Genomic DNA, 26,139 nt, shown 5'->3' on the forward strand with positions numbered 1-26,139 from the left:
CGGGGAAGCCACGGAAGGAATCCGATGACGTCTGCCCTCGGCAGCGTCCCCGCCGGGCCGGGCACCGCGACCCGGCCCGGCGGGGCGGACCCTGCGCGACCCGCGCGCCGAAACCGTAGGGGTCGCCCGACCCGGTGGATCGGGTGGCTCTGGGTCCTGCCCGCTCTGCTCATGTACGGCTTCTTCGTGCTGCGCCCGCTCGCGCTGACCGTGCAGTACTCGCTGTACCGCTGGAACGGCATCGGGCCGGCCCAGTGGGTCGGGTTCGACAACTACCTGACCGTCTTCACCGACCGGGATCTGCTGAAGATCATCACGAACGCGTTCGTCCTGATCATCTTCTTCAGCTTCATCCCGGTCGCGCTCGGTCTGCTGGTGGCCAGCCTGGTACGGCGGATCACCACCGGGCCGGGCGGCACCCTGGTCCGTACCGTGCTGTTCCTGCCGCAGGTGATCCCGCTGGTCGCGGCCGGCATCGCCTGGAGCTGGGTGCTGTCCAGCAACGGCCTGGTCAACCAGCTGCTGCGGGCCGTCGGCCTGGACCGCGTCACCCGTCCCTGGCTCGGCGAGTTCAGCACCGCGCTGCCGGCGGTCGGGGTGATCGGGACCTGGATCATGCTCGGCCTCTGCACCATCCTGCTGGTCACCGGCATGAGCAAGATCGACCCGTCGCTCTACGAGGCGGCCCGGATGGACGGCGCGGGCCCGATCCGCGAGTTCTTCGCGGTGACCCTGCCCAGCCTGCGCCAGGAGATCGGCGTCTGCCTCACGGTGACCGTCATCGCGGCGCTGGCGAGCTTCGACATCGTCTACATCTCCACCAGCGGCGGTCCGGGCATCCAGACCACCGTGCCGGGCCTGGAGATCTACCGGCTCGCCTTCTCCCAGCGGCAGGTCGGGCTCGCCTCCGCCCTGGGCGTGGTGCTGATGCTGCTGGTGCTGGTCTGCGTGCTGCCGATCCAGCGGCTGACCCGAGGGGAGAAGCCATGAACCTGACCAGTCGCAGCGAGCGGGTGAGCGGGCGGATCTTCCTGATCGCCCTGGTCGTGGTCACCCTGCTGCCGTTTCTGAGCATGCTGTCGGCGGCGCTGCAACCGCGCGGCACCGTACCCACCGGTCTGGCCTGGCCGTCGGACCCACAGTGGAGCAACTTCGCCGACGCCTTCACCGCCGCGAACATGGGCGCCCTGCTCAAGTCGAGCATGCTGATCGTGGCCGGGGTGGTGCCGATCGGCGTGCTCATCGCGACCATGGCCGGCTTCGGTCTCGGTCACCTGCGGGTACCCGGCAGCCACATCGCCTTCGGGCTGCTGCTGCTCGGGCTCACCCTGCCCTTCGAGGCGGTGGTCACCCCGCTGTACTACCAGATGCGGGACCTGGGCCTGCTCAACACCCGTTGGGCGATCATCCTGCCGCTGATCGGCCTCTACATGCCGTTCGCGGTGTTCTGGATGCGGGCGCACTTCACGAACGTGCCAGCCGAACTGTCCGAGGCGGCGCGGGTCGACGGCAGCAACACTTGGCAGTTGTTCTGGCGGATCCACGTGCCGCTGGCCCGCCCGGCGATCGCCTCGCTGACGATCCTGCTGTTCCTCTGGACCTGGAACCAGTTCCTGCTCGCCATCGTGATGGTCGACGATGCCACCAAGCGGACCATGGCTGGTGCGCTCGGCGCTTTCCAGGGACAGTGGGGGACGGACCTGGTGCTGCTGTGCGCCGGGTCGTTGTTGATCCTCACCCCCACACTCATCGTGTTCCTGATCTTCCAGCGGCAGTTCATCAAGGCCCTGCTTCAGGGCTCAGTGAAGGGATAGCGGGTTGACCGACACCCAGATCCACGGCGACGTCGCCGACGGCTTCGGCCGGGTCGCCGACGTGTTCCGTGACAACTTCACCCACCGGCAGGAGGTGGGCGCCGCGGTCGCCGTCTACCGGCGCGGACGCAAGGTCGTCGACCTGCACGGCGGGTCGGCCGACCCCCGCACGGGGCGACCGTGGACCGCCGGGACACCGGCCGTCGTCTTCTCCTGCACCAAGGGGATCATGACGATCTGCGCGTACCTGCTGGTCCAGCAGGGCCGGCTGGACCTGGACGCCCCGGTCACCCGCTACTGGCCCGAGTTCGGCCAGAACGGCAAGGCGGAGATCCCCGTCCGCTGGCTGCTCACCCACCAGTCCGGCCTGTCGGCGCTGGACAAGCCCTTCACGCGGGAGGAAGTGCTCGCCTGGGATCCGGTGATCCAGGCGATCGAGGCGCAGGCACCACTGTGGAAGCCGGGCACCGCGCACAGCTACCACCCGATCACCTTCGGCTGGCTGATCGGTGAGGTGATCCGCCGGATCACCGGCGAGTTGCCCGGCGTCTGGTTCGCCCGGGCTCTCGCCGAGCCGCTCGGCCTGCGTACCTGGATCGGGCTGCCGGCCGCCGAACGCGACGCGGTCGCCTGGATGCTGGGGCCGATCGGGGACCCCGGCCCGGAGATCGACCCGGTCTCCGAGCGCGCCATCACCATGGGCGGCGCCTTCCCGTTCCCGGCCGACGAGAACAACGAGGTCAGCTTCAACGACCCGGCCATCCAGGCGGCGCAGGTCCCCGGCGCGGGCGCGGTCAGCACGGCCGAGAGCCTCGCCCGGCTCTACGCCGCCTGCGTATCGGAGGTCGACGGGCCCCGGCTGCTCACCGCCGCGTCCGTCGACGACGCGATCGCCGTCCGCGCCGCCGGCCAGCAGGTGTACGGCCACCCCGACGCCGGACACCAGTGGGGCACCGGGTTCCTCGTGCACTCGCTGCCCCGGCCGATGCTCGGGCCACGCAGCTTCGGCCACGACGGTGCCGGCGGGCACCTGGCCTTCGGTGACGACGCCCACCAGGTCGGCTTCGCTTACGTGGTCAACCAGATGGGCGGCTTCGACGACGAACGAGCCAACCTGCTCAGCGCCGCGGTGCGCGACTGCCTGGGGGAGTAGGACACCCGACGCCACGGCCGTACCCCCCGGCCGTGGCGTCGGCGCCACCCCCTCGGGCCGGCTCAGTCCAGGCAGAACTCGTTGCCCTCCGGATCGGCCATCACGATGAAGCCGCTCTCGAACGGCGGCGCGGGTTCGACCCGGCGTAGCCGGCTCGCGCCCAGCGCCACCAGCCGATCACACTCGGCCTCCAGCGCGGCCATCCGCTCGTCGCCCTGCAAATCGGGCGCGACCCGCACGTCGAGATGGACCCGGTTCTTGGTGACCTTGTCCTCCGGCACCTGCTGGAAGAACAGCCGGGGACCGTGCCCGTCCGGGTCCTCGATGGCCGATCGCGTGTTGCGCTGCTCCGGCGGCACCCCGAGTCGGGCGAGGAAGTCGTCCCACGCGGCCAGCGGGTCAGCGCCGTCGGGCAGGTCGACCCCGGGCGGACCGGGATGTACGTAGCCCAGCACGTCCCTCCAGAACGACGACAGTGCCGTCGGGTCATGGGCGTCGAAGGTGACTTGGATGTGGCGACTCATGCCCCCAGCCTGCCAGTGACGCCGGTCTTCGGTGCGCCGTCCCGGGGACGATTCGGGACGAGGGATGACAATCACCGGGCGTCGATGTTAGCGTTCCCGCAGCGCCCCTTCAACGCGAAACAGTGATCGATCGGCGACCGGTTGTGACCGCCGACATCGGCGAATGAGCCGCTCGCCCCACTGAGTCGTCGCCCCAAGGCAATCATCAGACCTATCGGCGTGTCTTCTTCGCGGACCCGTGCGCCGAGTGCCGCGTCCGCCTCGGGATCGAGGCGTTGACGTTACGCGGCGGAAACGTATAACGTCCGATGTCTAGGTCGCCTTTGATGTCTGATCCTTCGCCATCCCCGTCCGACCCGCGTCGCCGCCGTCCCCCGGGCGCGACCGTGTCGATGACTTCCCGATATGGAGGAACGGCAATGAACCGTAGGGCTCTGCTCGGTATGGGGGTGGCCACGATGCTCGCCGCGTCGGCCACCTTCGCCGCCGGCTGCGGCAACGACGCGACCGACGGGTCCGGCTCCGAACTGCTCGTCGGGGTGGACTACCCGCGCTCCGACACCGACTTCTGGAACTCGTACATCACCTACGTGCCGCAGTTCGCGTCCGAGCTGGGAGTCGACCTGAAGACCACCAACTCGCAGAACGACATCGCGAACCTGATCTCGAACACCCAGACCTTCATGAGCCAGGGGGTCAAGGGCGTGGTGATGGCACCGCAGGACACCGCAGCCATCGCGCCCACGCTGGCCCAGCTCGACGACAAGAAGATCCCGGTGGTCACCATCGACACCCGGCCGGACACCGGCAACGTGTTCATGGTGGTCCGCGCCGACAACCGCGCGTACGGGACGAAGGCCTGCCAGTTCCTCGGCACCAAGCTCGGCGGCAAGGGCAAGGTGGTGATGCTCCAGGGCGGCCTCGACTCGATCAACGGCCGGGACCGCACCGAGGCGTTCAACGAGTGCATGCAACGGGACTTCCCCGGCATCACCGTCTTCGGCGAGGCCACCGACTGGAAGGCGGACGTGGCGGCGTCGAAGCTCCAGACCCGGTTCGCCTCCGACCCGGACATCAAGGGCATCTACATGCAGTCGTCGTTCGCCCTCTCCGGCACGCTGCAGATCCTCAAGCAACGCGGTCTTCAGGTGCCCCCGACCGACCCCAGGCACGTCTTCGTGGTCTCCAACGACGGCATCCCCGAGGAGCTGAAGAACATCGGCGCGGGCCTCATCGACGCCACCGTCAGCCAGCCCGCCGACCTCTACGCCAAGTACGGGCTGGAGTACGTCAAGGCGGCGATCGAGGGCAAGACGTTCCAGCCCGGCCCGACCGAGCACGGCAGCACCATCATTCAGGTGCGTGACGGGCTGCTGGAGGACCAGTTGCCCGCGCCGCTGGTGACCCTGGACGGCGCGCCGATCGGCGGCGAACCCACCACGAAGTTCGACGACGCCGCGCTGTGGGGCAACAACGGATGAGCGCCACCCGGCAAGCCCCGAGCGCCGGGCCGGTCGGCGACGACCAGCCCGTCGTCGAGGCGGTGAACGTCACCAAACGCTTCGGATCGACACTGGCCCTGTCCGAGGCCGGCATCGTGGTCCGGCGCGGGCAGACGCACGCCCTGGTCGGGCGCAACGGCGCCGGCAAGTCCACGCTTGTCGGCATCCTCACCGGCCTGCAGGCAGCCGACGAGGGCCGGGTGATCTTCGCCGGCGCGCCGGCACCGCCGCTCGGCGACCGCGACGCGTGGCGGCGGCAGGTCGCCTGCGTCTACCAGAAGTCCACGATCATCCCGGCCCTGACGGTGGCGGAGAACCTGTTCCTCAACCGGCACGCCCGCGGGCCGGGCCGGCTGATCCGCTGGAACACCCTGCGCCGGCAGGCCCAGGAACTGCTCGCCGAATGGTCGGTCGACGTCGACGTACGCCAGCCCGCCGCGACGCTCACCGTCGAGCAGCGGCAGTTCGTGGAGATCGCCCGGGCACTGTCCTTCGGGGCCCGGTTCATCATCCTCGACGAGCCGACCGCCCAACTGGACGGCGCGGGCATCGGGCGGTTGTTCGCCCGCATCCGCGACCTGCGCGCCCAGGGCGTGACGTTCCTGTTCATCAGCCACCATCTCCAGGAGATCTACGAGATCTGCGACCAGGTGACGGTGTTCCGCGACGCCCGGCACATCGTGACCGCCCCGGTGGCGCAGCTGAGCCGGCTGGCGCTGGTGGCGGCAATGACGGGCGAGGACGTGAGCATGCCCGAGGCGGCACCTCGGCCACCGTCGCGCGAGGTGCCGGTGCTGCTGTCGGTACGGGACCTGGTCACCGCCTCCGGCGCGCACCTGTCGCTGGAGGCGAGGGTCGGCGAGGTCGTCGGCATCGCCGGTGGCGGCGGCAGCGGCAAGGTCGAGGTGGCCGAGGCGATCGTCGGACTGGCCCGTCCGGCGGGCGGGACGGTCACCCTCGACGGCCGGCGGTTGCGTCCCGGCAGCGTGCCCGACGCGTTGGCTGCCGGCGTGGGTCTGGTCCCGCAGGACCGGCACCGGGAGGGACTGGTGCCGCTGCTGTCCATCGCGGAGAACGTCACGATGACCGTGCCGCACCGGGTCGGCCGGCGGGGCCTCATCTCCCCGGCGCGCCGCGACGCCCTCGCCCGGCAGAGCATCGCCGACCTCGCGATCAAGGCGGCCGGCCCGCAGGTGCCCGTCGCGGAGCTGTCCGGCGGCAACCAGCAGAAGGTGGTGATGGGCCGGGCGCTGGCCAGCGACCCGAAGCTGCTGGTGCTCATCACGCCGACCGCCGGTGTCGACGTGCGGTCCAAGCAGACTCTGCTCGGCGTCGTCGAGCAGGTACGACGCCGCGGCACGACCGTGCTCGTCGTCTCCGACGAGGTGGACGACCTGCGGATCTGCGACCGCGTGCTGGTGATGTTCCAGGGGCGGGTCGTCCGCGAGATGGCTCACGGCTGGAGCGACAACGATCTGGTAGCCGCCATGGAAGGGGTGGACCTCCACCATGTCTGAGACGCTGTCCACCGCCGCGTCACCGGCTGCCGCGCCACCACCACCGACCCGGCCGCCGTCACGGACGCTGGCCATCGCCCGACTGCGGGACCTGGCCCTGGTGCCGGCGATCATCGCGGTCGCGATCGTCGGCTTCGTCGTCAACCCGGTCTTCCTCAGCTCCGACAACATCATCAACGTGCTGCAGAGTATGTCGGAGATCGCGATCGTGGTGCTCGCCCAGACAATCGTGCTGATCACCGGGAAGATGGACCTGTCCCTGGAATCCACCTTCGGGCTCGCCCCCGGCATCGCCGCCTGGCTGGTCGTCGACCCGGCCCTGACCCGTGGCCTCGGGCTCGACGTACTGCCGTCGGCCTGGGCGGTCCCGGTCGTGCTGGCCGTCGGCGCCCTCGTCGGCGCCTTCAACGGCCTGCTCATCGTCCGGTTCGGCCTCAACGGGTTCATCGTCACGCTGGGCATGCTCATCGTGCTGCGCGGACTGCTGACCGGTATCTCCGGTGGCAAGACCTTCTTCGCCCTGCCCGAGTCGATGACCTACCTGGGCTCGGCGAGCTGGTTCGCCGTACCGGTGTCGATCTGGGTGTCGTTGCTGCTGTTCGCGGTCGGCATCGTGGTGCTGGGCTACACCCGGGCCGGTCGGGCGCTCTACGCCATCGGCGGCAACGTCGACGCGGCCCGCGCCGCCGGCATCCGTACCGACCGGGTGCTGTGGATCGCGCTGATCGTCGCCAGCATGCTCGCCGCCCTGGCCGGGCTGCTGATCAGCGGTCGGCTCGCCTCGGTGCCCGCGGCGCAGGGCAGCGGTGCCATCTTCCAGGTGTTCGCCGCCGCCGTCATCGGTGGGGTCAGCCTCAACGGCGGCAAGGGCACCGTGTTCGGCGCCTTCACCGGAGTGCTGCTCCTGTTCATGATCATCAACGTGTTGACCCTGGCCGGTGTGCCCGCACAGTGGACCAACTTCCTCAACGGCACGGTCATCCTGGTGGCCCTGGTGGTCTCCCGCATCACCGGAGGCAAGGCACAGACATGAGATGCACCGCTGCGGCGCCCCGACCGGCGAGCACCCGGCACAGGCAGGTCAGATGTCCGATCCCACAGGAGCCCCGGTGACTGAACTCATCTCGTCCGTAGAGACCATCGACGTACGATTCCCCACCTCCCGGCACCGGGACGGGTCGGACGCGATGAACCCGTTCCCGGACTACTCCGCCGCGTACGTGCTGCTGCGTACCACCGCCGGGGCCGAAGGACACGGTCTGGTCTTCACGGTGGGACGCGGCACCGAGATCCAGGTGGCGGCGGTGCAGTCGTTGGCCGCCATGGTGATCGGTCAGTCGGTCGACGAGCTCGTCGCCGACCCCGGCGCGCTGGCCCGGCGACTCGTCGGCGACAGCCAGATCCGCTGGCTGGGCCCGGAGAAGGGCGTGGTGCACATGGCCGCCGGCGGCCTGGTCAACGCGGTGTGGGACCTGGCCGCCCGGCGGGCCGGCCAGCCGTTGTGGAAGCTGCTGGCCGACCTCACCCCGGAACAACTCGTGGCCCAGGTGGACTTCCGCTACCTGCGCGACGCCCTCACCGAGCAGGAGGCGGTGGCGCTGCTGCGGGCCGCCGCCGACGGCCGCGCCGAGCGCGAGCGGGTCCTGCGGGCCGAGGGCTACCCGGCCTACACCACCACACCCGGCTGGCTGGGCTACGACGACAAGAAGCTGGCCCGGCTGTGCCGGGAGGCCGTCGAGGCGGGGTACCGCCTGATCAAGCTCAAGGTCGGCGGCAACCTGGCCGACGACATTCGCCGGATGGGCATCGCCCGGCAGGCGGTCGGGCCGCACGTGCGCATCGCGGTGGACGCCAACCAGGTCTGGGGCGTACCCGAGGCGATCGAGTGGATGCGTGAGCTGGCCGTGTTCGACCCGTACTGGATCGAGGAGCCGACCTCGCCCGACGACGTGCTGGGCCACGCCGCCGTACGCGCCGCCCTGGCACCGGTGAAGGTGGCCACCGGCGAGCACGTGCACAACGCGGTGATGTTCAAGCAGTTGCTCCAGGCCGAGGCGGTCGACGTGGTGCAGATCGACGCGTGCCGGGTCGCCGGCGTCAACGAGAACCTGGCGATCCTGCTGCTCGCCGCCAAGTTCGGGGTGCCGGTCTGCCCGCACGCCGGTGGGGTGGGCCTGTGCGAACTGGTACAGCACCTCGCCATGTTCGACTTCGTCGCGCTCAGCGGCAGCACCGACGACCGGGCCATCGAGTACGTCGACCACCTGCACGAACACTTCGTCGATCCGGTACGCATCAGCGACGGCCGCTACCTGGCCCCCACCGCGCCGGGCATGAGCGCCCAACTCGTGCCCGCCGCGCTGGCCGACTACCGCTACCCCGACGGCCCGGAGTGGGCCGCCCCGACCATGGCGGGAGCACCGGCATGATCATCGACGCGCATCACCACCTGTGGCGGCCGGAACGCGGCTACACCTGGCTCGACGAGCCCGAGCTGGCGGTCATCCGCCGGCCGTTCACGCCGCAGGACTTGACCGCCGAGCTGAGCGCGACCGGGGTGGACGGCACGGTGCTCGTCGAGGGTGGTCGCTGCCATCCCGACGAGGCGGCCGAGTTCCTCGGCTACGCCGCCGACACCGCCCCGATCCTGGGGGTGGTGGCCTGGCTCGACGTTGCCGCAGGTGACGTCGCCGAGACCATTGCCCGCTACCGGCGGCTGCGCGGTGGCGAGTTGCTGGTCGGGCTCCGCTCGCAGGTGCAGGGGGAGACCGACCCCGACTACCTCGATCGGCCCGAGGTACGCCGGGGACTGGGCGAGATCGCCGCCGCCGGCCTGGTGTTCGACCTGGTGATCCGGGCCGATCAGCTGCCCGCCGCGGCCCGGGCGGCACAGGCGCTGCCCGAACTCCGGTTCGTTCTGGACCACCTCGGCAAGCCCCGCATCGACGAGGGCGCGGCGGGACTGCGCCGGTGGCGTACGCCGTTGACCGACCTGGCGGCGCACCCGAACGTGACCGCCAAGCTGTCCGGCCTGGTGACCGAGGCGGCGCCGCACTGGTCGCCGGACGACCTGCGGCCGTTCGTCGAGGAGGCGGTGAAACAATTCGGCGCCGATCGTCTGATGTTTGGTTCGGACTGGCCGGTGTGCCTGCTCAGGTCGGACTATCCGGGCGTGCGGCGGGCCCTGGAGGCGGCCCTGCCGACGCTTACCGACCGGCAGCGCAACGAGATCTTCGCCGGCACCGCGGTACGCACCTACGGCCTGTCCGTGCCGTCGATCCGCCCCGCCGGAGCACCCGGATGAGCGCGTCGCTGGGCCTTCGCCGCGTTGGCCGCGAGCACCGTGCGCAACCACGCCTCGGAGGTGTTCACGTGGATCAACGCGCTGGCCTGGGCGAGCAGCTGGTCACGCGAACGCAGGGCGAGATAGATGGCGTGGTGTTCGTCGATCGTCTTGTGTGCCGCGTTGCCCTCGATCAGGCCACGCCACACCCGAGCCCGCAACGTACGGCTGGACAGCCCGTCCAGCAGCGAGGTGAGGGTCTCGTTGCCGGTGGTGGCGATGACGGTGTGGTGGAAGGCGGTGTCGAACTGGATCAGCTTCTCGGCGTCGTCGGCCGCCGCCCGCATGTCCTCCAGGATCTGGGCCAGTTCGTCGAGTTGGGCGTCGGTCATCCGCAGCGCCGCCAGGCCGGTGGCCACCGGCTCCAGCATCCGGCGCACCTCCATGACCTCCAGCAGAGTGTCGTCGCGCAGCAGCTCGACCGCCAGGCCCAGCCCCTCCAGCAGCAGTCGAGGAGCGAGACTTGTGACATAGGTGCCGTCACCGCGTCGTACGTCGAGCACCCGGGCCGACTCCAGCACCTTCACCGCCTCCCGGACGCCGCTGCGGGAGAGCCCCATCTGGGCGGCCAGTTGTGGTTCCGGTGGCAGCCGCGCCCCAGGCGGCAACTCACCGCTCTGGATCATGCTCCGGATCTTCGCGATCGCGTCGTCGGTCAGTGCCATCCACGCCCCCTTCGGCCCGGCCCGCCTCGCACCCTCGGCTCGGATCCACCGGCGGTGACCGGTACCAGCTTCCACCACTATAGAGACATCGGACGTTTGTCGCCGTCGCGGTCCGCCGTGCCACCCGGGCAGCGGGACCGGCGTCCGGTCACGTCCGTCGACAAGCACCTGACCGAGGAGGCGGCGTGAACCGCAGCGCGTACTACGTCGGCGACCAGACCTTCGTCGTCAAGGAGGCCGACCCGGTGCCGCCCGGTCCCGGGCAGGTCCGCATCGAGGTCGCCTACACCGGGATCTGCGGCACCGACCTGCACATCGCCCACGGCGCGATGGACCAGCGGGTCCAGCGACCGGCGGTGATCGGACACGAGATGTCGGGCCGCATCGCGGAGTTGGGCGCGGGTGTCGAGGGCCACCGGGTGGGGGACCCGGTGACGGTGATGCCGCTGGACTGGTGCGGCGACTGTCCCGCCTGCCGTGCCGGGCACACCCACATCTGTCACCGGCTCAACTTCGTCGGCATCGACTCGCCCGGCGCGATGCAGCAGTCCTGGACGGTACCGGCGCGGATCCTGGTGCCGCTGCCCGAAGGGCTGTCCCTGGCCCACGCCGCGCTGGTGGAGCCGACTGCGGTGGCCGTGCACGACGTACGGCGGTCCCGCCTGGCCGCCGGTGAACACGCGGTGGTCATCGGCGCCGGCCCGGTCGGGCTGCTCATCGGCACCGTCGCGCGGACGACCGGTGCCCAGGTGACCGTGCTCGAACTCGACCCGCGGCGGCGTCAACTCGCCGCCGACCTCGGCCTGTCCGCGGTGGATCCCGCGACGGTCGACGTCGCCGGCTACGTCCACGAGGTGACCGGGGGCGCCGGTGCCGAGGTGGTGTACGAGGTGTCGGGATCAGCCGCCGGTGTCCGTACGGCGACGGACCTGCTCGCCGTACGCGGGCGGTTGGTCGTGGTGGCGATCCACCCCGCCCCCCGCGAGGTGGACCTGCACCGGATCTTCTGGCGCGAGCTGGAGGTGATCGGCGTACGCGTCTACGAGCGCGCGGACTACGTCGAGGCGGTCCGTCTGGTGCACGGTGGTCAGGTGCCGGTCGACCGACTGATCTCCCGCATCGTGCCGTTGACCGAGGTGGCGCAGGCGTTCGAGGCACTGGCCACCGGTGGCGACGTCAAGGTGCTCATCGACTGTGGAGGAGACGCGTGACGATGTTCGACCTCGGTGGCCGGCTGGCCGTGGTGACCGGCTGCCGCCGCGGCATCGGCCTGGCGATGGCCGAAGCGCTCGCGGCGGCCGGCGCCGACGTGATCGGGGTGAGCGCCGCACTGGAGGAGACCGGTAGCGAGGTCGCGGCCCGGGTCGGCGCGCAGGGGCGTTCGTTCGTGCCGTACCGGGCGGACCTGTCCGACCGCGAGGCCGTCCGGGCGCTCGCGCGGTGGCTCGGCCAGCGGGACCGACCGGTGGACATCCTGGTCAACAACGCCGGCACCATCCGCCGCGCGCCGGCAGCCGAGCACTCCGACGCCGACTGGGACCACGTGCTGGAGGTCGACCTGTCCGCGCCGTTCCTGCTCGCCCGCGAGGTCGGTCGGGACATGGTGGCCCGGGGCAGCGGGAAGATCATCTTCACCGCGTCGATGTTGAGCTTCCAAGGGGGCATCACCGTGCCCGGCTACGCCGCGGCGAAATCGGGGATCGCCGGGCTGACCCGTGCGTTGGCAAACGAGTGGGCGCGGCACGGTGTCAACGTCAACGCCATCGCGCCGGGCTACATCAGCACGGACAACACCCAGGCGTTGCGCGAGCAGCCGGAACGCAACCAGGCCATCCTGGAGCGGATCCCGGCCGGACGCTGGGGGCGGCCCGAGGACCTCGCGGGGATCACCGTCTTCCTGGCCTCCGACGCCGCGGCCTATCTGCACGGGGCGATCATCCCGGTCGATGGCGGCTGGCTCGCCCGCTGAACTGTCGTGCCATTGACTCCTGCAGTGTTATCGATAACATTTTATCTCTCGACATGAGCAGGACACCTTGGTCGCCGGTGGCGGCCACCGTCGAAGTCGGAGGTCACTGCCGAGTTCGGCTGGTGGGAGGGGGTTTCATGCGGCTACCAGGCCAGGTGCGGTACGCGGGGCGGCTGCCGAGCGGTACCACCGCCGCCGCGTTCGTCGCGCTTGACCGCGTACGCCGTCAGCCGCTCGACGCGGCTGCGGAGCAGCGGGCCGCGACGGCCGCCTTCGACCTGGCCTACCACGCCCTGCCCGCCAGCCGGAGGCGGTTGTTCCGCTGTCTGGGTCTGCACCCGGGCCCGGATTTCGACGTGTGCGCGGCGGCGGCGCTGGGCAACCTGACCCTCGTGCACGCCCGACGCACCCTGGCCGACCTGGTGGAGCGCCGGCTGGTCGTCGAGTGCGGGGCCCGCTACCGGATACCGGACCTGATCGTCGAGCATGCGCGCCGGCTCGCCCTCGACGAGCCCGCCGTGCTGCGCACCGCCGCACTCGTCCGGCTGGCCAACATGGACCGGATTCCCCACCCTCGTCGCGGCCGGACCGGATAGCCGCCACCACGCAGCCCGACGCAGAAAAGCGTACCCGACAACATCTGATGTAAGCGACCGGTGACTGCTCCGCTGGCTGTCTTCCTCGGCGTGTCCGGGTGTCGCCTGAGGTGGGCGATCAGCTCTCGCTGATCGCCTCCAGCAGCGGTTTTCTCCGGTCAGTCGGGCAGGTTCGCCGCAAGCATCGACCATTGCCTATCGCACGAGCCGGTAGTAACATTTCCGAAACACATCAGATGTCTGCCTGGTTCGCAGGCTACCGGCGACCTGACGCATCGCGGCCGCGGCTGGCTTCAACGGGCTGATTCCTCAATCAGTGTTTCCGCGCTTCGGGTGGCCGGGATCGGTCACCGCCTTGGAGGATCGATGTCAGACCTGACCCGACGGCAGGCCCTCAAGATCGGCGCGGCCGGCGCCGGGGGCGCCCTGCTGCCGCTGCCGTGGACCGCAGTCGCCCGCGCCGACTCGGTGGCACCCCCACAGGTGCTGGCGGCCGGCGACCTCGCGCTCTGGTACGACCGCTCCGCCGGCACCGACTGGCTGCGGGCGTTGCCGATCGGCAACGGCCGACTGGGCGCCATGGTGTTCGGCAACAGCGACACGGAACGGCTCCAGCTCAACGAGGACACCGTCTGGGCCGGTGGGCCGCACGACTCCAGCAACCCCAGAGGCCAGGGCTCGCTCGCGGAGATCCGGCGGCTGGTCTTCGCCAACCAGTGGACCCAGGCCCAGAACCTGATCAACCAGACCATGCTCGGCAACCCGGTCGGGCAACTGGCATACCAGACCGTCGGCAATCTCCGGCTGGCCTTCGCCAGCGCCAGCGGCACCTCGCAGTACAACCGCCAGCTGGACCTCACCACCGCGACCACCTCCGTCAGCTACGTGATGAACGGGGTGCGCTTCCAGCGGGAGGTCTTCGCCAGCGCGCCGGACCAGGTCATCGCGATGCGGTTGACCGCCGACCGGTCCGCCTCGATCACCTTCACCGCGACGTTCGACAGCCCGCAGCGGACCACCGTGTCCAGTCCGGACGGGGCCACGATCGCTCTCGACGGCGTCTCCGGCAACCAGGAAGGCGTGACCGGAGCGGTCCGGTTCCTCGCGCTGGCGCACGCCACCGTCAGCGGCGGCACCGTGAGCAGTTCCGGTGGGACGCTGCGGGTCACCGGCGCCACAAGCGTGACCCTGCTCGTCTCGATCGGCTCCAGCTATGTCAACTTCCGCAACGTCGGCGGCGACTACCAGGGCATCGCGCGACGGCACCTCACTGCGGCCCGGGCCAGCAGCTACGACCAGCTGCGCGCCCGGCACGTGGCCGACTACCAGGCGCTGTTCGGTCGGGTCAGTCTCGACCTGGGGCGTACGTCGGCCGCGGACCAGCCGACGGACGTCCGGATCGCCCAGCACAACTCGGTGAACGATCCGCAGTTCTCGACCCTGCTCTTCCAGTACGGCCGGTACCTGCTGATCTCCTCGTCGCGGCCGGGCACCCAACCGGCGAACCTCCAGGGCATCTGGAACGACTCGCTGACCCCGGCCTGGGACTCGAAGTACACGATCAACGCGAACCTGCCGATGAACTACTGGCCGGCGGACACCACGAACCTGTCCGAGTGCTACCAACCGGTGTTCTCGATGATCCAGGACCTGACCGTCAGTGGCGCGCGTACCGCCCAGGTGCAGTACGGGGCCGGGGGATGGGTCACCCACCACAACACCGACGCCTGGCGCGGATCGTCGGTGGTCGACGGCGCGTTCTGGGGGATGTGGCAGACCGGCGGCGCGTGGCTGGCCACCATGATCTGGGACCACTACCTGTTCACCGGCGACCTGGACTTCCTGCGCGCCAACTACCCCGCCATGAAGGGCGCCGCGCAGTTCTTCCTCGACACCCTGGTCACCGAGCCCAGCCTCGGCTACCTGGTCACCAACCCGTCGAACTCACCCGAGATCGGCCACCATGCCGACGCCAGCGTCTGCGCCGGCCCGACCATGGACAACCAGATCCTGCGCGACCTCTTCGACGGCTGTGCCCGGGCCAGCGAGATCCTCAACACCGATGCCACCTTCCGGGCCCAGGTCCGGGCCACCCGCGACCGGCTCGCCCCGACCCGGATCGGCTCGCGCGGCAACATCATGGAGTGGCTCTACGACTGGGTGGAGACCGAACGCAACCACCGGCACGTCTCGCACCTCTACGGCCTCGCCCCCAGCAACCAGATCACCCGGCGCGGCACCCCGCAACTGTTCGAGGCCGCCCGCCGGACCCTGGAGATCCGTGGCGACGACGGCACCGGCTGGTCGCTGGCCTGGAAAATCAACTTCTGGGCCCGCCTCGAGGAAGGCAACCGCGCCCACGACCTCATCCGCTACCTGGCCACCACCGCCCGGCTCGCCCCCAACATGTTCGACCTGCACCCACCGTTCCAGATCGACGGGAACTTCGGCGCCACCGCCGGCATCGCCGAGATGCTGCTGCACAGCCACGCCGGTGAACTGCACCTGCTGCCCGCCCTGCCGGCCGCCTGGCCCAGCGGCTCGGTCAGTGGCCTGCGCGGGCGCGGTGGGCACACCGTCGGCATCACCTGGAGCAACGGCCAGGCCACCGAGATCCTCGTCCGGCCGGACCGGCCGGGCACCGTACGCCTGCGCGGTCGGATGTTCACCGGCACCGTCACCGTGGTCGACACCACCGACGGCACGCCGGCCCGCACCACCCGTGTCGAGACCGACCTGATCGAGGTCACCGTGCAGGGTGGACGCACCTACCGGGCCACCGGCTCGGCGGCGGCCGCACCGACGCTGGAGCAGAGCTTCAGCAACGCCAGCACCACGAACGACACCAACACCGGGGCGGCCAACTTCGACGGCAACGGCGCCAGCCTCTCCGCGCAGGCCCTGGCCCAGGCCGGCGTCACCCCGGGCAGCACGGTGAGCCGCAACGGTGTGAACTTCCGCTGGCCGAACGTGGCCCCCGGCGGCGCGGACAACGCCATCGCCTCAGGGCAGTCGATAAGCGTGACCGGTACGGGTCGCACGCTCGGGTTCCTCGCCACCGGCACCTACGGTGCGGTGTCCGGCACCGCCACGGTGGTCTACGCCGACGGCACCCGGCAGAGCTTCACGTTGAGCACCCCCGACTGGTACGGCGGACCGCACGCCGGTGCCACCGCCGCCATCGTGACGGCGTACCAGAACCGGCCCGGCAACCAGCGGCACAACGTCTCCGCCTGCGTCTACTACGTCGGGGTGGGGTTGCAGAACAAGCCGGTGAGCCGGGTCGAGCTGCCCAACATCAGCGCGCGACCGGCCGCCAACGTGCCGACCATGCACATCTTCGCCGTCGCGATCGGCGGCTGAGGAACGCCCGGGTCGGCCCCTACACGTCCGTGCCCGCACCGCCGGGCGGGCACGGACCATCGAAAGCGGCGCGCCGGCCGCGCACCACGGGGGTGCCGCGGCCGGCGCGCCGCGTCAGGCGACGATCATCACCGGTGCGTCACCGCTGGGCCAGCAGCCACCGCAGGATGCTGCTGTCCTCGTACGTCGGGCCGTAGGCGGCGTGGTAGTCCGGCAGCGAGAACGCCTCGTTGCCGTACTCGGTGTAGCGCAGCAGCTCGGCGGTCCGCTCGGGCGAGGTGCCCTGCGCCTGGTACGCCGCCCGCAACGCGGCGTGCGTGTTACGGGCCAGCGAGATGTTGAGCAGGTGGTCGTTGACCCCGTGGGTGATCCAGAGCGGCACCTCACCGGCGGCGATCGCGGTCGCCTGGGCGGCGCTGATCTGGAAGCCACCGGTGACCAGGCCGGCGGTGAACAGGTCGGGCCGCTTGGCGAACGCCTCCCACAGCAGACGCGAGCCGTACGACACGGTGGTGGCGTAGACCCGGCCGCTGTCCACCGGGTGGTCCTTGACGAACTGCTCGACCAGCCGGATCAGCAGGTCCCCCTCGGCGGGCAGACCGACCCGCTGGTTCTGCGGCGCCAGCACGATGACGTCCTCGGTGCTGCCGGTCCAGCTCGACTGCAACCAGGCCGTCGCCGGGATGTCGGCGGCGATCTGCACGCCCAGGTTGTCGCCGTCCCAGCCCATGCCGTGGCCGGGCAGGACCACCATCAGCGGGTACGTCCTGCCGGGCTGGTAGTTCTTCGGCAGGTGGTAGTGGTAGGGCAGGACCATGCCGCCGCTGAGGTACGAGCCGTACCGGAAGTCGTCGACGAGCAGGTTGACGGCCTGCTCGGTGACCGGGTGCGCGGTGGTCGGCGCCGCCTTGACCAGCACCGGACCCTTGCCCTTGCCGTTGCCCGGCTGGGCGTGGACGTCCTTGCGCTGGACCACCCGGGTCGGCAGGTCCTCGTTGACCTTGACGTGGCACAGGAAGGTCGGGCACTTGGAGAGCACGACGGTCCAGCCGAGGTTCTCGTCCGGGTCCAACTCCACGATGACGTACCGCCCCGGCACCGACCGCCGGTCGGCGCGGATGGTCGGCGCGTCGTTGGTGTAGGTGTGGGTGATCGTCCGCTCCGCCAGCTTGGGCAGGTCTTCGATCGGGTTGAAGCGGAAGTTGTACGTCGTGTCGGACACCGCGAAGGTCGAGGTGTCCAGGGTGCGCGGGTTGACCGTGGCCGGGTACTCGACGGCCACGGCCGAGACCTTCTGACCGTAGGTGTAGACGGTGGTGATGGGGGTGATGCTGGCGATGCCGCCGGCACCGCCCCGGTCGCCGGCTGCGGCGTAGGCCGTACCGGACATGCCGATCGCCAGCGCCGCGGCGACGGCGATCAGCGCCCTGCGCAGTCTCATCGATCCTCCCTGGTGGGGTGCGACTGGCCCGCGCGTGCTGACAACTGCTCAGGGGTCCGGGGGATGCAGTCGCTAAACTGATTTAGCAGAGCATCTTCCGAGAGTCGGTGCGCTGTCAAGGACGGGCGGGTCATCGGAACCCGCTCGGACGGCGCCGCCGTCGTGACGGAGGCCTCGGGGTCGCCTGCTCGGTGACGATGATGCGCCGCCTCCGACTGTCTCCTGTGGTCTCCGTTGTCACCCTTCGTGGTCATCGGCGTCGCCCCCGGTGCGCGACGGCGCGAGGGTGGCGTCCGGGTGGTGCGCGGCGGCCGCCACCGAGTCGCGTTCGACGCGACAAAGGCATCCTCGGGCATCGATGAGATGCCGCTGCGTTCGTCGGCGCGACCCGCTCTGACCTGCGGCTAATTGGTCGATCGGAGGAGCCCTGGGAACGTTACGAGACCGTGACCGCTGGATTTCCGGGCAGGTGTTGACCTGGTACATGTGAGCGCTAACACTTGGCCTCCAAGTGCGACCCACGCAGCCGGCTGACGGCGCGAGTTCAGATTGGGGAAGCCAGTGAGCAGAAAAATCCTGGCCGCTCTCGGTAGCGTCGTCCTGGCGCTGAGCATGGCGGCCTGCAGTGGTGACGGCGCCGGCGGTGGCGGCAATGACAGCGACAAGCCCGGCGATCTGACCATCGGCGTCTCGATGCCCACCCAGACCTCCGAGCGGTGGATCGCCGACGGCAACTCCGTCAAGGAGAAGCTGGAGGCCAAGGGCTACAAGGTGGACCTTCAGTACGCCGGCGACGACATCCCCACCCAGTCGCAGCAGGTCGACCAGATGATCACCCGTGGTGCCGACGTGCTGATCATCGCGGCGATCGACGGCACGGCGCTCAGCGGGCAGTTGCAGGCGGCGGCCGACGCCAAGATCCCGGTCATCGCCTACGACCGGCTCATCCGGGACAGCCCGAACGTCGACTTCTACGTCAGCTTCGACAACTTCAAGGTCGGCGTGGCGCAGGCCACCGCGCTTCTCGTCGGTCTGGGCCTGCAGACCAAGGACGGCGGGAAGGGCGAGGCGACCGGACCGTTCAACATCGAACTGTTCGCCGGCTCGCTCGACGACAACAACGCCCACTTCTTCTTCAACGGCGCCATGGAAACCCTCAAGCCGTTCATCGACGCCGGCACGCTGAAGGTGAAGTCCGGTCAGACCAAGATCGATCAGGTGGCGATCCTGCGCTGGCAGCAGGAGGGCGCGCAGAAGCGGATGGAGGACCTGCTGACGTCGAGCTACAACGACGGCAGCAAGGTCGCCGGGGTGCTCTCGCCGTACGACGGCCTGTCGCGCGGCATCATCACCGCCTTGCAGAACGCCGGCTACAGCGGCGACATGCCGGTGGTGACCGGACAGGACGCCGAGATCGCCTCGGTCAAGCTGATCAACGACGGCGTGCAGAGTTCCACGATCTTCAAGGACACCCGGCTGCTGGCCGAGCAGGCCGTGGTCGCCGGTGAGTCGTTCCTCCAGGACAAGACGCCGCAGGCCAACGACACCGAGACCTACAACAACGGCGTCAAGGTCGTCCCGTCCTACCTGCTGCCGGTGCAGACCGTGTTCAAGGACGACATCAAGCCGGTCCTGATCGACTCCGGATACTTCACCGCCGAGGAGGTCGCCGCCGGCCAGGCCAAGGGCTGACGGCATGCTCCCCGGGCTCGGCGGTGGGTGCCCGCCGCCGAGCCCGGACCCATCTTCGACCGCACCACTTAGCCCCGCACCACGATCGAGACCGCAGGACGGTGATCATGGACGACCACATCCTCGAGATGCGTCGCATCACCAAGACCTTCCCGGGGGTGGCGGCGCTCCAGGACGTCACCCTCGCCGTACGGCGTGGCGAGATCCACGCCATCTGCGGGGAGAACGGCGCCGGCAAGTCCACCCTGATGAAGGTGCTGTCGGGGGTCTACCCGTCGGGCAGCTACTCCGGCGAGATCCTGCTCGACGGCAAACCTGTGGACTTCCGCGGCATCCGCGACAGCGAGGCCCACGGCATCGTCATCATCCACCAGGAACTCGCCCTGGTGCCGTACCTCTCCATCGCCGAGAACATCTTCCTCGGCAACGAACGCCGTGGCCGCAGCGGCCTGATCGACTGGAACCGCACAAACGCCGAGGCGGCGAAGCTGCTCGCCTCGGTCGGCCTGCACGAGAACCCGGTCACTCCCGTGGTGCAACTCGGCGTCGGCAAACAGCAACTGGTCGAGATCGCCAAGGCGCTGTCCAAAGAGGTCAAACTGCTGATCCTGGACGAGCCGACGGCCGCGCTCAACGACGTCGACTCCGCGCACCTGCTGAACCTGATGCGCCGGCTGCGCGACCAGGGCATCACCTGCATCATGATCTCGCACAAGCTCAACGAGATCACCGCCATCGCCGACTCGACCACCGTGCTGCGCGACGGCCGCACGGTGGAACGACTGGAGATGGGCTCGGGCGAGGTGACCCAGGAGCGGATCATCCGCGGCATGGTCGGCCGCGACCTGGACAGCTTCTATCCCGACCGGGTCTCCTCCCCGGGGGCGGAGGTGCTGCGCATCGAGGACTGGACCGTCCGGCATCCCACCCAGGACCGGCTGGTCGTCGACGGTGCGAGCCTCGACGTACGGGCCGGGGAGGTGGTCGGCATCGCCGGGTTGATGGGGGCGGGCCGTACCGAGCTGGCGATGAGCGTCTTCGGACGCTCGTACGGGCGGGACATCTCCGGTCGGCTGTACATGCACGGCAAGGAGATCAGGGCACGGTCGGTGTCCGAGGCGATCGGCAACGGCATCGCGTACGCGACCGAGGACCGTAAGCGCTTCGGCCTCAACCTCATCGACGACATCCGGCACAACGTGTCCTCGGCCGGGCTGCGCAGGCTGGCCCGCGCCGGATGGGTGCACGACAACGAGGAGACCCGGGTCGCCGAGTCCAGCCGGCGCGACATGAACATCAAGGCGCCGAGCGTGCTGTCCGTGGTGGGCAAGCTCTCCGGCGGCAACCAGCAGAAGGTCGTCCTGTCGAAGTGGCTGTTCACCGACCCGGACGTGTTGATCCTGGACGAGCCGACCCGGGGCATCGACGTCGGGGCGAAGTTCGAGATCTACACGATCATCAACCAACTGGTGGCCGACGGTAAGGCGGTCATCATGATCTCGTCCGAACTGCCGGAACTGCTGGGCATGTGCGACCGCATCTACACCCTGTCGGCGGGCCGGATCACCGGCGTGCTGCCGGCGGCCGAGGCGACCCAGGAGAAGCTCATGGAACTCATGGCGAAGGACAAGGAATCCGTCAGATGACCAGCACCAAGCCCTCCTCGGTGCACAAGGGCGGGTCGACCGAGAGTACGCCCGCCGACGCACTGCACGTCGGCAGTAGCGACCCCCGTACGCTGATCATGAACAACCTGCGGCAGAGCGGCATCTTCGTGGCGCTCGTCGTCATCGTCGCGCTCTTCGCCTTCCTCACCGACGGTCTCTCGCTGAGCCCCGGCAACATCACCAACATCGTCCTCCAGTACTCCTACATCCTGGTGCTCGCCATCGGCATGGTCATCGTGATCATCGGCGGGCACATCGACCTGTCGGTCGGCTCGGTGGTGGCGCTGACCGGCGCGGTCTCCGCCGTGGTCGTCATCCGGCAGGGGCAACCCTGGTGGCTGGGGGTGCTCGCGGCGGTGGCCGTCGGGCTCGCCGTCGGCGCGTGGCACGGCTTCTGGGTCGCGTACGTCGGCATCCCCGCCTTCATCGTGACCCTCGCCGGCATGCTGCTGTTCCGTGGTCTGACACTGCGGGTGCTCGACAACATCTCGCTGTCGCCGTTCCCGGCGGAGTACAACCGGATCGCGGCCGGCTTCCTCAACGGGCTGATCGGCGGGGACGGCTACGACGCCTTCACCCTGCTCATCGGCGGCATCGCGGTGGCCGGATACGTGGTCAGTTGCTTCCGTACCCGGGTGGCGCGGATCCGCTACCAGCAGCCGGTGGAGTCGTTCGCGTTGTTCGTCGCGCGGATGGTCCTGGTCGGCGCCGTGGTCATGTGGTTCGCCTGGCAGTTGGCAAACGCCCGGGGCCTGCCCATCGTGCTGATCATCCTGGCCGTGCTGGTGCTGGTCTACGGGCTGCTCACCCGGCGTACCGTGTTCGGTCGGCAGGTCTACGCGATCGGCGGCAACCTGCCGGCGGCGATGCTGTCGGGTGTGAAGGTCCGTACGGTCAACTTCTGGATCTTCGTCAACATGGGCTTCCTGTCCGCGGTGGCGGGCGTCATCTTCTCCTCCCGTTCCAACGGCGCGCAGCCGGCGGCCGGCAACATGTTCGAGCTGGACGCGATCGCCGCGGCGTTCATCGGCGGCGCGGCCGTCACCGGTGGCGTCGGCACCGTGGTCGGTGCCATGGTGGGTGGCCTGATCATGGCGGTGATGAGCAACGGCATGCAGTTGATGGGCGTCGACCAGTCGATGCAGTCGGTGGTGAAGGGGCTGGTGCTGCTCGTCGCCGTCGCGTTCGACGTCTACAACAAGCGCCGCGCCGGGGCGACCCGTTGACGGTGCGGAGTAGATGGGTCGCCCGGCCCTCGCCTTGACGTCACGGCGGCTGTTGACCACACTGCCTCGCGTCGGGGTGTCCGCATCGACGCTGATGCCGGAGGATCGGGTTGGTCCAGGAGGAGATCCGTCGGCGCAACGCCAGCACACTGCTGCGCCATGTGCATCTGGACGGTCCGCTCTGCCGTGCCGACCTGGCCGCGCGGATGGGGCTCAACCGCAGCACCATCCGCGCGCTGACCACCGAGCTGGCCCGGGTGGGCCTGGTCGAGGAGGAGTCCCCGTCGGACACCGGTCGTGCCGGTCGACCGTCCCTGCTGGTGCGGCCCGCGTCCGACCGGATCTACGTCCTCGCCTTCGACGTGGCGGTGGACCGGCTGGTCGCCGCCCGGGTCGGGCTGGGCGGCGTCATCCTGGACCGTCGCGAGGCGGTACGCCCCCGCGCCGGGCCTGACCTGCCGCAGGTGGTGGAGGTGCTGGCCCGGTTCGGTCGCCAGTTGCATCGCGCCGCGCCACCGTCGGCCACCTGCGTCGGCGTGGGCGCGTCGTACTGCGGGATGATCCGCCCCGGCGACGGGATGGTGCGCTTCGGTCCCGACCTGGGCTGGGTCGACCAGGCTTTCGGCGCCGAACTGGGTCGCCGGCTCGGGCTCGGTCTGCCGGTGCTGGTGGGCAACGAGGCACACCTGGGCGCGCAGGCCGAACACCTGCGTGGCGCGGGTGTCGGCCTGCAGAACCTCATCTACCTGCACGGGGACGTCGGGGTCGGCGGCGGGATCATCGTCGGTGGTCGGTTGCTGGGCGGCGACGGCGGCTACGGCTGCGAAGTCGGGCACATGGTGGTCAACCCGTACGACGGGCGGGCCTGCGGGTGCGGCTCGTACGGCTGCCTGGAGGCCGAGGTCGGCGAGCGCGCCCTGCTCGACGCCGCCGGTCGGCCCGCCGAACTGTTCGGCCGCGACGCGATCCGCGCGGTGACCGACGACACCGACCGGGGAGATCCCGCCGCCCGCGAGGCGCTGCGGCACGTCGGCGACTGGCTCGGCATCGGGGTGGCGAACCTGATCAATCTGTTCAACCCCGGGATGGTGGTGTTCGGCGGGATGCTGTGCGACCTGTACCCGGGCGCGGCCGACCAGGTCCGTGCCCGCATCGCCCGCAACGTCCTGCCGGTCGCCCGCGAACACGTCAAGCTGCGCATCGCCGCCCTCGGCGACGACGCCACCCTCACCGGCGCCGCCGAACTGGCCTTCACCCCCCTCCTCACCAACCCCCTGACCACCCCCACCTGACCCCGACACCCCCCGCCCCCCCGCCCCGCCCCCGCACCCCGCACCCCCCCCCGCCCCGCCCCCCGCCCCGTCGATCTTGCACTTCGGGTCGCCTATATGCCTGTATTGGCAGCTTTTGTCGAGGCGGAAAGTGCAAGATCGACGGGCGGGTCGAGCGGGCGGGTCGAGCGGGTGGGGCGGGCGCAAGGGCGCAAGGGCGTGGGGGTGGGTGGGGTGTTAGGTGCGGGTCCAGCGTTGGTTGGGGGCGGTGTGGCAGGTCCAGACGATCACGGGGGTGCCGTTGGCGGTGCCGTTGTTGTTGACGTCCAGGCAGAGGTTGGGGGAGCGGACGTTGCTGATGGTGCCGTTGCTGTTGAACGTCCACTGTTGGTTGGTGCCGCCGTTGCAGTCCCAGATCTGTACGGGAGTGCCGGGGGTGGCGGTCGGGGAGATGTCCAGACACTTGCCGAGCACCTGCAGCGCCTGACCGTTCTGGGTGAAGCTCTGGTTGCTGGCGGTGTGGCAGTCCCAGATCAGCGTCGCGGTGCCGTTGGCGGTACCGCTGTTGTTGACGTCCAGGCAGCGGCCGGACGATTCGCTGCGCAGCCGGAAGGTGGTCGGCGGGGGCGGGGGAGTGGTGGTGCCGCCACCGCTGACCCGGTAGACCACGGTGCCGTGCGCCGGGACGCTTGCCGAGATCGTTCCGGTGCTCGTCGAGGTGGTGTTGGTCCAGGCGTCGCGCAGGGTGAACGAGTTGCCGGACTTGCCGATCGCCGCCGCCGTGGTGGAGACGGTGGTGGTGGAGTTGCCCTGGTTGAACAGGGCGACCGCGACGTCACCGTTGGCCAGCCGCTTGGCCAGCACCCGGCGGATGCCGTCGTTGGAGACCTGCACGGCCTGCAGCGCCAGGGAATCCTGGTTGATGGCGACGAGGTTCTGGTTGCGCAGGATGTCCAGCGTCGCCGCGTTGGCGTTACGGATGTCGTTGCCGGCGATCAGCGGCGCCGCCATGATCGCCCAGAGGGCGAAGTGGCTGCGCATCTCGGTGTCGGTCATGCCGCCGTTGCCGACCACGAGCATGTCCGGGTCGTTGAACGAGCCCGGGGAGGCGTACGAGGCGATGGGCACGTTGACGTTGACGATGTTCTGGATGCCCATCGGGTAGCCGTTGGTCTGACCGGTGTTCCACGCGTTGGTGATGTCCTCGGTGGTCCGCCACATGTTGGCGATGTCGCCCCAGTTGCGCTGGGGGCCGGTCTTCTCGTGGATGCTGTTCGGGTTGATGCTGTAGACGATGGGCCGACCGGTGGCCGCGAGGGCGTCGCGCATCAGCGAGAACCCGGCGATCTGGTCGTTGATGGTGCCCCACGGTGAGCACCAGTCGTACTTGAGGAAGTCCACGCCCCAGGCGGCGAACTGCCGGGCGTCCTGGTATTCGTGCCCGAGGCTACCGGTGGAACCGGGCCAGGCGCCGAAGTACTGGGCGCAGGTCTTCTCCCGGGGCACCTGGTAGAGGCCGAAGAGCAGACCCCGGGAGTGCAGGTAGTCGCCGAGGGCCTTCATGCCGCTGGGGAAGCGGCCGGCATGGGCCTGAAGGTTGCCCTGCGCGTCGCGGTTCGGGTCGAACCAGCAGTCGTCGACGACGACGTACTTGTAGCCGAGGTCGCGCATGCCGGTGTTGACGATCGCATCGGCCATCTGCCGGATCAGCGTCTCGTTGATGTTGCAGCCGAAGGTGTTCCAGGTGTTCCACCCCATCGGTGGGGTGCGAGCCACGCCGTTGTTCAGCGCCTGTGCGGGTTTCGGTGAGTGGAGTCCGTCGACGACGACCGTGGTGAGCGTCAGCACCAGGACGCTCAGGACGGCCAACCATCGTGGTCGTGCACGCATTCGATCCTCCTCGGGACAGGGGTGGTGAGTGGTAGTCATCGATGACCGACCGGTGAGTTGTCGGGCAGCCCAGCTGGTTCGTCGAGCGGGCGCGGGCAGCGTCGTCTGCTCGCGGTCAGATGAACGAAGTGCCGCCGACCGTGGCGGGGACGCCGTCGCCCACGGGCCGCCCGAGGATCGCGTCGGCCGTCACGGTGGTGGCGCTACGACGTGGGCGGTGTGACGGTGGCGGTTCTCCCGGACACGGGCGCTCCGATGTCAGGGATGTTATCGCTGACATCTAGTTCTGTAAATCGTCGTCGATGGATGCCAAGCGGACTTCTCGACCTGATCAGAAGCAGTTACCCCGTCCTCGCGCTGCTGATTTCGCATGTGGAAACGATTCAGTAAGTGATCGTCTCCGGTGCGGCGTCGCTGTGTCGCGGATGTCGAGGACGCGAGTCGGGTAGCCCCGGCCGAATCGACGGATGTTAACGCTCATGTGCCGAGTCGAGCCCGCTTTCGCC

20 protein-coding genes are annotated in these 26,139 nt (G+C 69.6%); 16 read left to right on the plus strand and 4 right to left on the minus strand.

What is annotated here, in order from left to right:
• Window positions 1-24: 24 nt before the first annotated feature.
• From EG812_RS16680 to EG812_RS16690, 3 genes are read left to right on the plus strand one after another with little or no spacing between them, the layout of a single operon-like run.
• Window positions 25-990, plus strand: coding sequence for a carbohydrate ABC transporter permease (locus EG812_RS16680; RefSeq protein ID WP_013733643.1), 966 nt, complete (start codon window positions 25-27; stop codon window positions 988-990).
• Window positions 987-1,814, plus strand: a complete 828-nt coding sequence (locus tag EG812_RS16685; RefSeq protein ID WP_126712074.1) for a carbohydrate ABC transporter permease — start codon at window positions 987-989, stop codon at window positions 1,812-1,814. The genes EG812_RS16680 and EG812_RS16685 overlap by 4 nt, the downstream gene beginning before the upstream one ends.
• A gap of 4 nt (window positions 1,815-1,818) precedes the next feature.
• A complete protein-coding gene (locus tag EG812_RS16690; RefSeq protein WP_126712075.1) occupies window positions 1,819-2,967 on the plus strand; it encodes a serine hydrolase domain-containing protein in 1,149 nt (382 codons plus the stop codon).
• Window positions 2,968-3,029: 62 nt separating this feature from the next.
• Here the strand turns inward: EG812_RS16690 and EG812_RS16695 are convergent, their stop codons facing one another.
• Window positions 3,030-3,491, minus strand: coding sequence for a VOC family protein (locus tag EG812_RS16695; protein WP_126712076.1), 462 nt, complete (start codon window positions 3,489-3,491; stop codon window positions 3,030-3,032).
• 419 nt (window positions 3,492-3,910) lie between these two features.
• On the opposite strand from EG812_RS16695, the gene EG812_RS16700 reads away from it, so the two are divergent.
• Genes EG812_RS16700 through EG812_RS16720 form a run of 5 tightly spaced genes read left to right on the plus strand, consistent with a single transcriptional unit; the run spans window position 3,911 to window position 9,814 of the window.
• Complete coding sequence (locus tag EG812_RS16700) at window positions 3,911-4,972, plus strand: sugar ABC transporter substrate-binding protein (protein WP_233579508.1); 1,062 nt, start codon at window positions 3,911-3,913, stop codon at window positions 4,970-4,972.
• Window positions 4,969-6,510 (plus strand): sugar ABC transporter ATP-binding protein, encoded by a 1,542-nt coding sequence (locus tag EG812_RS16705; RefSeq protein ID WP_126712077.1) that lies wholly within the window; start codon window positions 4,969-4,971, stop codon window positions 6,508-6,510. The genes EG812_RS16700 and EG812_RS16705 overlap by 4 nt, the downstream gene beginning before the upstream one ends.
• Window positions 6,503-7,543 carry an ABC transporter permease gene (locus EG812_RS16710; RefSeq protein ID WP_013733649.1) on the plus strand — a complete coding sequence of 347 codons (1,041 nt, stop codon included), beginning with the start codon at window positions 6,503-6,505 and terminating at the stop codon, window positions 7,541-7,543. Before EG812_RS16705 ends, EG812_RS16710 begins: the two co-directional genes overlap by 8 nt.
• Before the next feature lie 52 nt (window positions 7,544-7,595).
• Window positions 7,596-8,939, plus strand: a complete 1,344-nt coding sequence (locus tag EG812_RS16715; protein ID WP_126712078.1) for an enolase C-terminal domain-like protein — start codon at window positions 7,596-7,598, stop codon at window positions 8,937-8,939.
• A complete protein-coding gene (locus EG812_RS16720) occupies window positions 8,936-9,814 on the plus strand; it encodes an amidohydrolase family protein (protein ID WP_126712079.1) in 879 nt (292 codons plus the stop codon). The genes EG812_RS16715 and EG812_RS16720 overlap by 4 nt, the downstream gene beginning before the upstream one ends.
• On the opposite strand, the gene EG812_RS16725 is transcribed toward EG812_RS16720, so the two are convergent.
• Window positions 9,766-10,518 (minus strand): FadR/GntR family transcriptional regulator, encoded by a 753-nt coding sequence (locus EG812_RS16725; RefSeq protein ID WP_126712080.1) that lies wholly within the window; start codon window positions 10,516-10,518, stop codon window positions 9,766-9,768. The genes EG812_RS16720 and EG812_RS16725 overlap by 49 nt on opposite strands.
• A gap of 185 nt (window positions 10,519-10,703) precedes the next feature.
• On the opposite strand from EG812_RS16725, the gene EG812_RS16730 reads away from it, so the two are divergent.
• From EG812_RS16730 to EG812_RS16745, 4 genes are all read left to right on the plus strand, one after another.
• A complete protein-coding gene (locus EG812_RS16730; protein WP_013733653.1) occupies window positions 10,704-11,729 on the plus strand; it encodes a zinc-dependent alcohol dehydrogenase in 1,026 nt (341 codons plus the stop codon).
• A 2-nt stretch (window positions 11,730-11,731) separates the two neighbouring features.
• Window positions 11,732-12,487, plus strand: coding sequence for an SDR family oxidoreductase (locus EG812_RS16735; RefSeq protein WP_199743895.1), 756 nt, complete (start codon window positions 11,732-11,734; stop codon window positions 12,485-12,487).
• A 137-nt stretch (window positions 12,488-12,624) separates the two neighbouring features.
• Window positions 12,625-13,083, plus strand: coding sequence for a hypothetical protein (locus EG812_RS16740; RefSeq protein ID WP_126712082.1), 459 nt, complete (start codon window positions 12,625-12,627; stop codon window positions 13,081-13,083).
• Window positions 13,084-13,449: 366 nt separating this feature from the next.
• Window positions 13,450-16,446 (plus strand): glycoside hydrolase family 95 protein, encoded by a 2,997-nt coding sequence (locus EG812_RS16745; protein WP_126712083.1) that lies wholly within the window; start codon window positions 13,450-13,452, stop codon window positions 16,444-16,446.
• Between the two features lie 139 nt (window positions 16,447-16,585).
• Here the strand turns inward: EG812_RS16745 and EG812_RS16750 are convergent, their stop codons facing one another.
• Window positions 16,586-17,887 (minus strand): hypothetical protein, encoded by a 1,302-nt coding sequence (locus EG812_RS16750; RefSeq protein ID WP_126712084.1) that lies wholly within the window; start codon window positions 17,885-17,887, stop codon window positions 16,586-16,588.
• Between the two features lie 561 nt (window positions 17,888-18,448).
• Between EG812_RS16750 and chvE the strand changes: the two genes are divergently transcribed.
• From chvE to EG812_RS16770, 4 genes are all read left to right on the plus strand, one after another.
• Window positions 18,449-19,579, plus strand: a complete 1,131-nt coding sequence (gene chvE / locus EG812_RS16755) for a multiple monosaccharide ABC transporter substrate-binding protein (RefSeq protein ID WP_043720736.1) — start codon at window positions 18,449-18,451, stop codon at window positions 19,577-19,579.
• A gap of 107 nt (window positions 19,580-19,686) precedes the next feature.
• Entirely contained in the window at window positions 19,687-21,225 is a 1,539-nt protein-coding gene (mmsA, locus tag EG812_RS16760; RefSeq protein WP_126712085.1) for a multiple monosaccharide ABC transporter ATP-binding protein, read from the plus strand.
• Window positions 21,222-22,472 (plus strand): multiple monosaccharide ABC transporter permease, encoded by a 1,251-nt coding sequence (mmsB, locus tag EG812_RS16765; RefSeq protein ID WP_013733661.1) that lies wholly within the window; start codon window positions 21,222-21,224, stop codon window positions 22,470-22,472. Before mmsA ends, mmsB begins: the two co-directional genes overlap by 4 nt.
• Window positions 22,473-22,582: 110 nt before the next feature.
• On the plus strand, window positions 22,583-23,764 hold the full coding sequence (locus EG812_RS16770) for an ROK family transcriptional regulator (protein WP_126712086.1): 1,182 nt from the start codon (window positions 22,583-22,585) through the stop codon (window positions 23,762-23,764).
• 216 nt (window positions 23,765-23,980) lie between these two features.
• Here the strand turns inward: EG812_RS16770 and EG812_RS16775 are convergent, their stop codons facing one another.
• On the minus strand, window positions 23,981-25,633 hold the full coding sequence (locus EG812_RS16775; protein WP_126712087.1) for a glycoside hydrolase family 27 protein: 1,653 nt from the start codon (window positions 25,631-25,633) through the stop codon (window positions 23,981-23,983).
• Between the last annotated feature and the right edge of the window lie 506 nt (window positions 25,634-26,139).

The organism is Verrucosispora sp. FIM060022, assembly GCF_003977705.1.
Taxonomy (GTDB): domain Bacteria; phylum Actinomycetota; class Actinomycetes; order Mycobacteriales; family Micromonosporaceae; genus Micromonospora; species Micromonospora gifhornensis.

Excerpts from the sequence above, each read along its gene's own strand:
- EG812_RS16680 (WP_013733643.1), top strand. The coding sequence starts at position 25 with ATGACGTCTGCCCTCGGCAGCGTCCCCGCCGGGCCGGGCACCGCGACC.
- EG812_RS16685 (WP_126712074.1), top strand. The coding sequence starts at position 987 with ATGAACCTGACCAGTCGCAGCGAGCGGGTGAGCGGGCGGATCTTCCTG.
- EG812_RS16695 (WP_126712076.1), bottom strand. The coding sequence starts at position 3,491 with ATGAGTCGCCACATCCAAGTCACCTTCGACGCCCATGACCCGACGGCA.
- EG812_RS16700 (WP_233579508.1), top strand. The coding sequence starts at position 3,911 with ATGAACCGTAGGGCTCTGCTCGGTATGGGGGTGGCCACGATGCTCGCC.
- EG812_RS16705 (WP_126712077.1), top strand. The coding sequence starts at position 4,969 with ATGAGCGCCACCCGGCAAGCCCCGAGCGCCGGGCCGGTCGGCGACGAC.
- EG812_RS16710 (WP_013733649.1), top strand. The coding sequence starts at position 6,503 with ATGTCTGAGACGCTGTCCACCGCCGCGTCACCGGCTGCCGCGCCACCA.
- EG812_RS16715 (WP_126712078.1), top strand. The coding sequence starts at position 7,596 with ATGTCCGATCCCACAGGAGCCCCGGTGACTGAACTCATCTCGTCCGTA.
- EG812_RS16720 (WP_126712079.1), top strand. The coding sequence starts at position 8,936 with ATGATCATCGACGCGCATCACCACCTGTGGCGGCCGGAACGCGGCTAC.
- EG812_RS16725 (WP_126712080.1), bottom strand. The coding sequence starts at position 10,518 with ATGGCACTGACCGACGACGCGATCGCGAAGATCCGGAGCATGATCCAG.
- EG812_RS16735 (WP_199743895.1), top strand. The coding sequence starts at position 11,732 with ATGTTCGACCTCGGTGGCCGGCTGGCCGTGGTGACCGGCTGCCGCCGC.
- EG812_RS16740 (WP_126712082.1), top strand. The coding sequence starts at position 12,625 with ATGCGGCTACCAGGCCAGGTGCGGTACGCGGGGCGGCTGCCGAGCGGT.
- EG812_RS16745 (WP_126712083.1), top strand. The coding sequence starts at position 13,450 with ATGTCAGACCTGACCCGACGGCAGGCCCTCAAGATCGGCGCGGCCGGC.
- EG812_RS16750 (WP_126712084.1), bottom strand. The coding sequence starts at position 17,887 with ATGAGACTGCGCAGGGCGCTGATCGCCGTCGCCGCGGCGCTGGCGATC.
- mmsA (WP_126712085.1), top strand. The coding sequence starts at position 19,687 with ATGGACGACCACATCCTCGAGATGCGTCGCATCACCAAGACCTTCCCG.
- mmsB (WP_013733661.1), top strand. The coding sequence starts at position 21,222 with ATGACCAGCACCAAGCCCTCCTCGGTGCACAAGGGCGGGTCGACCGAG.
- EG812_RS16775 (WP_126712087.1), bottom strand. The coding sequence starts at position 25,633 with ATGCGTGCACGACCACGATGGTTGGCCGTCCTGAGCGTCCTGGTGCTG.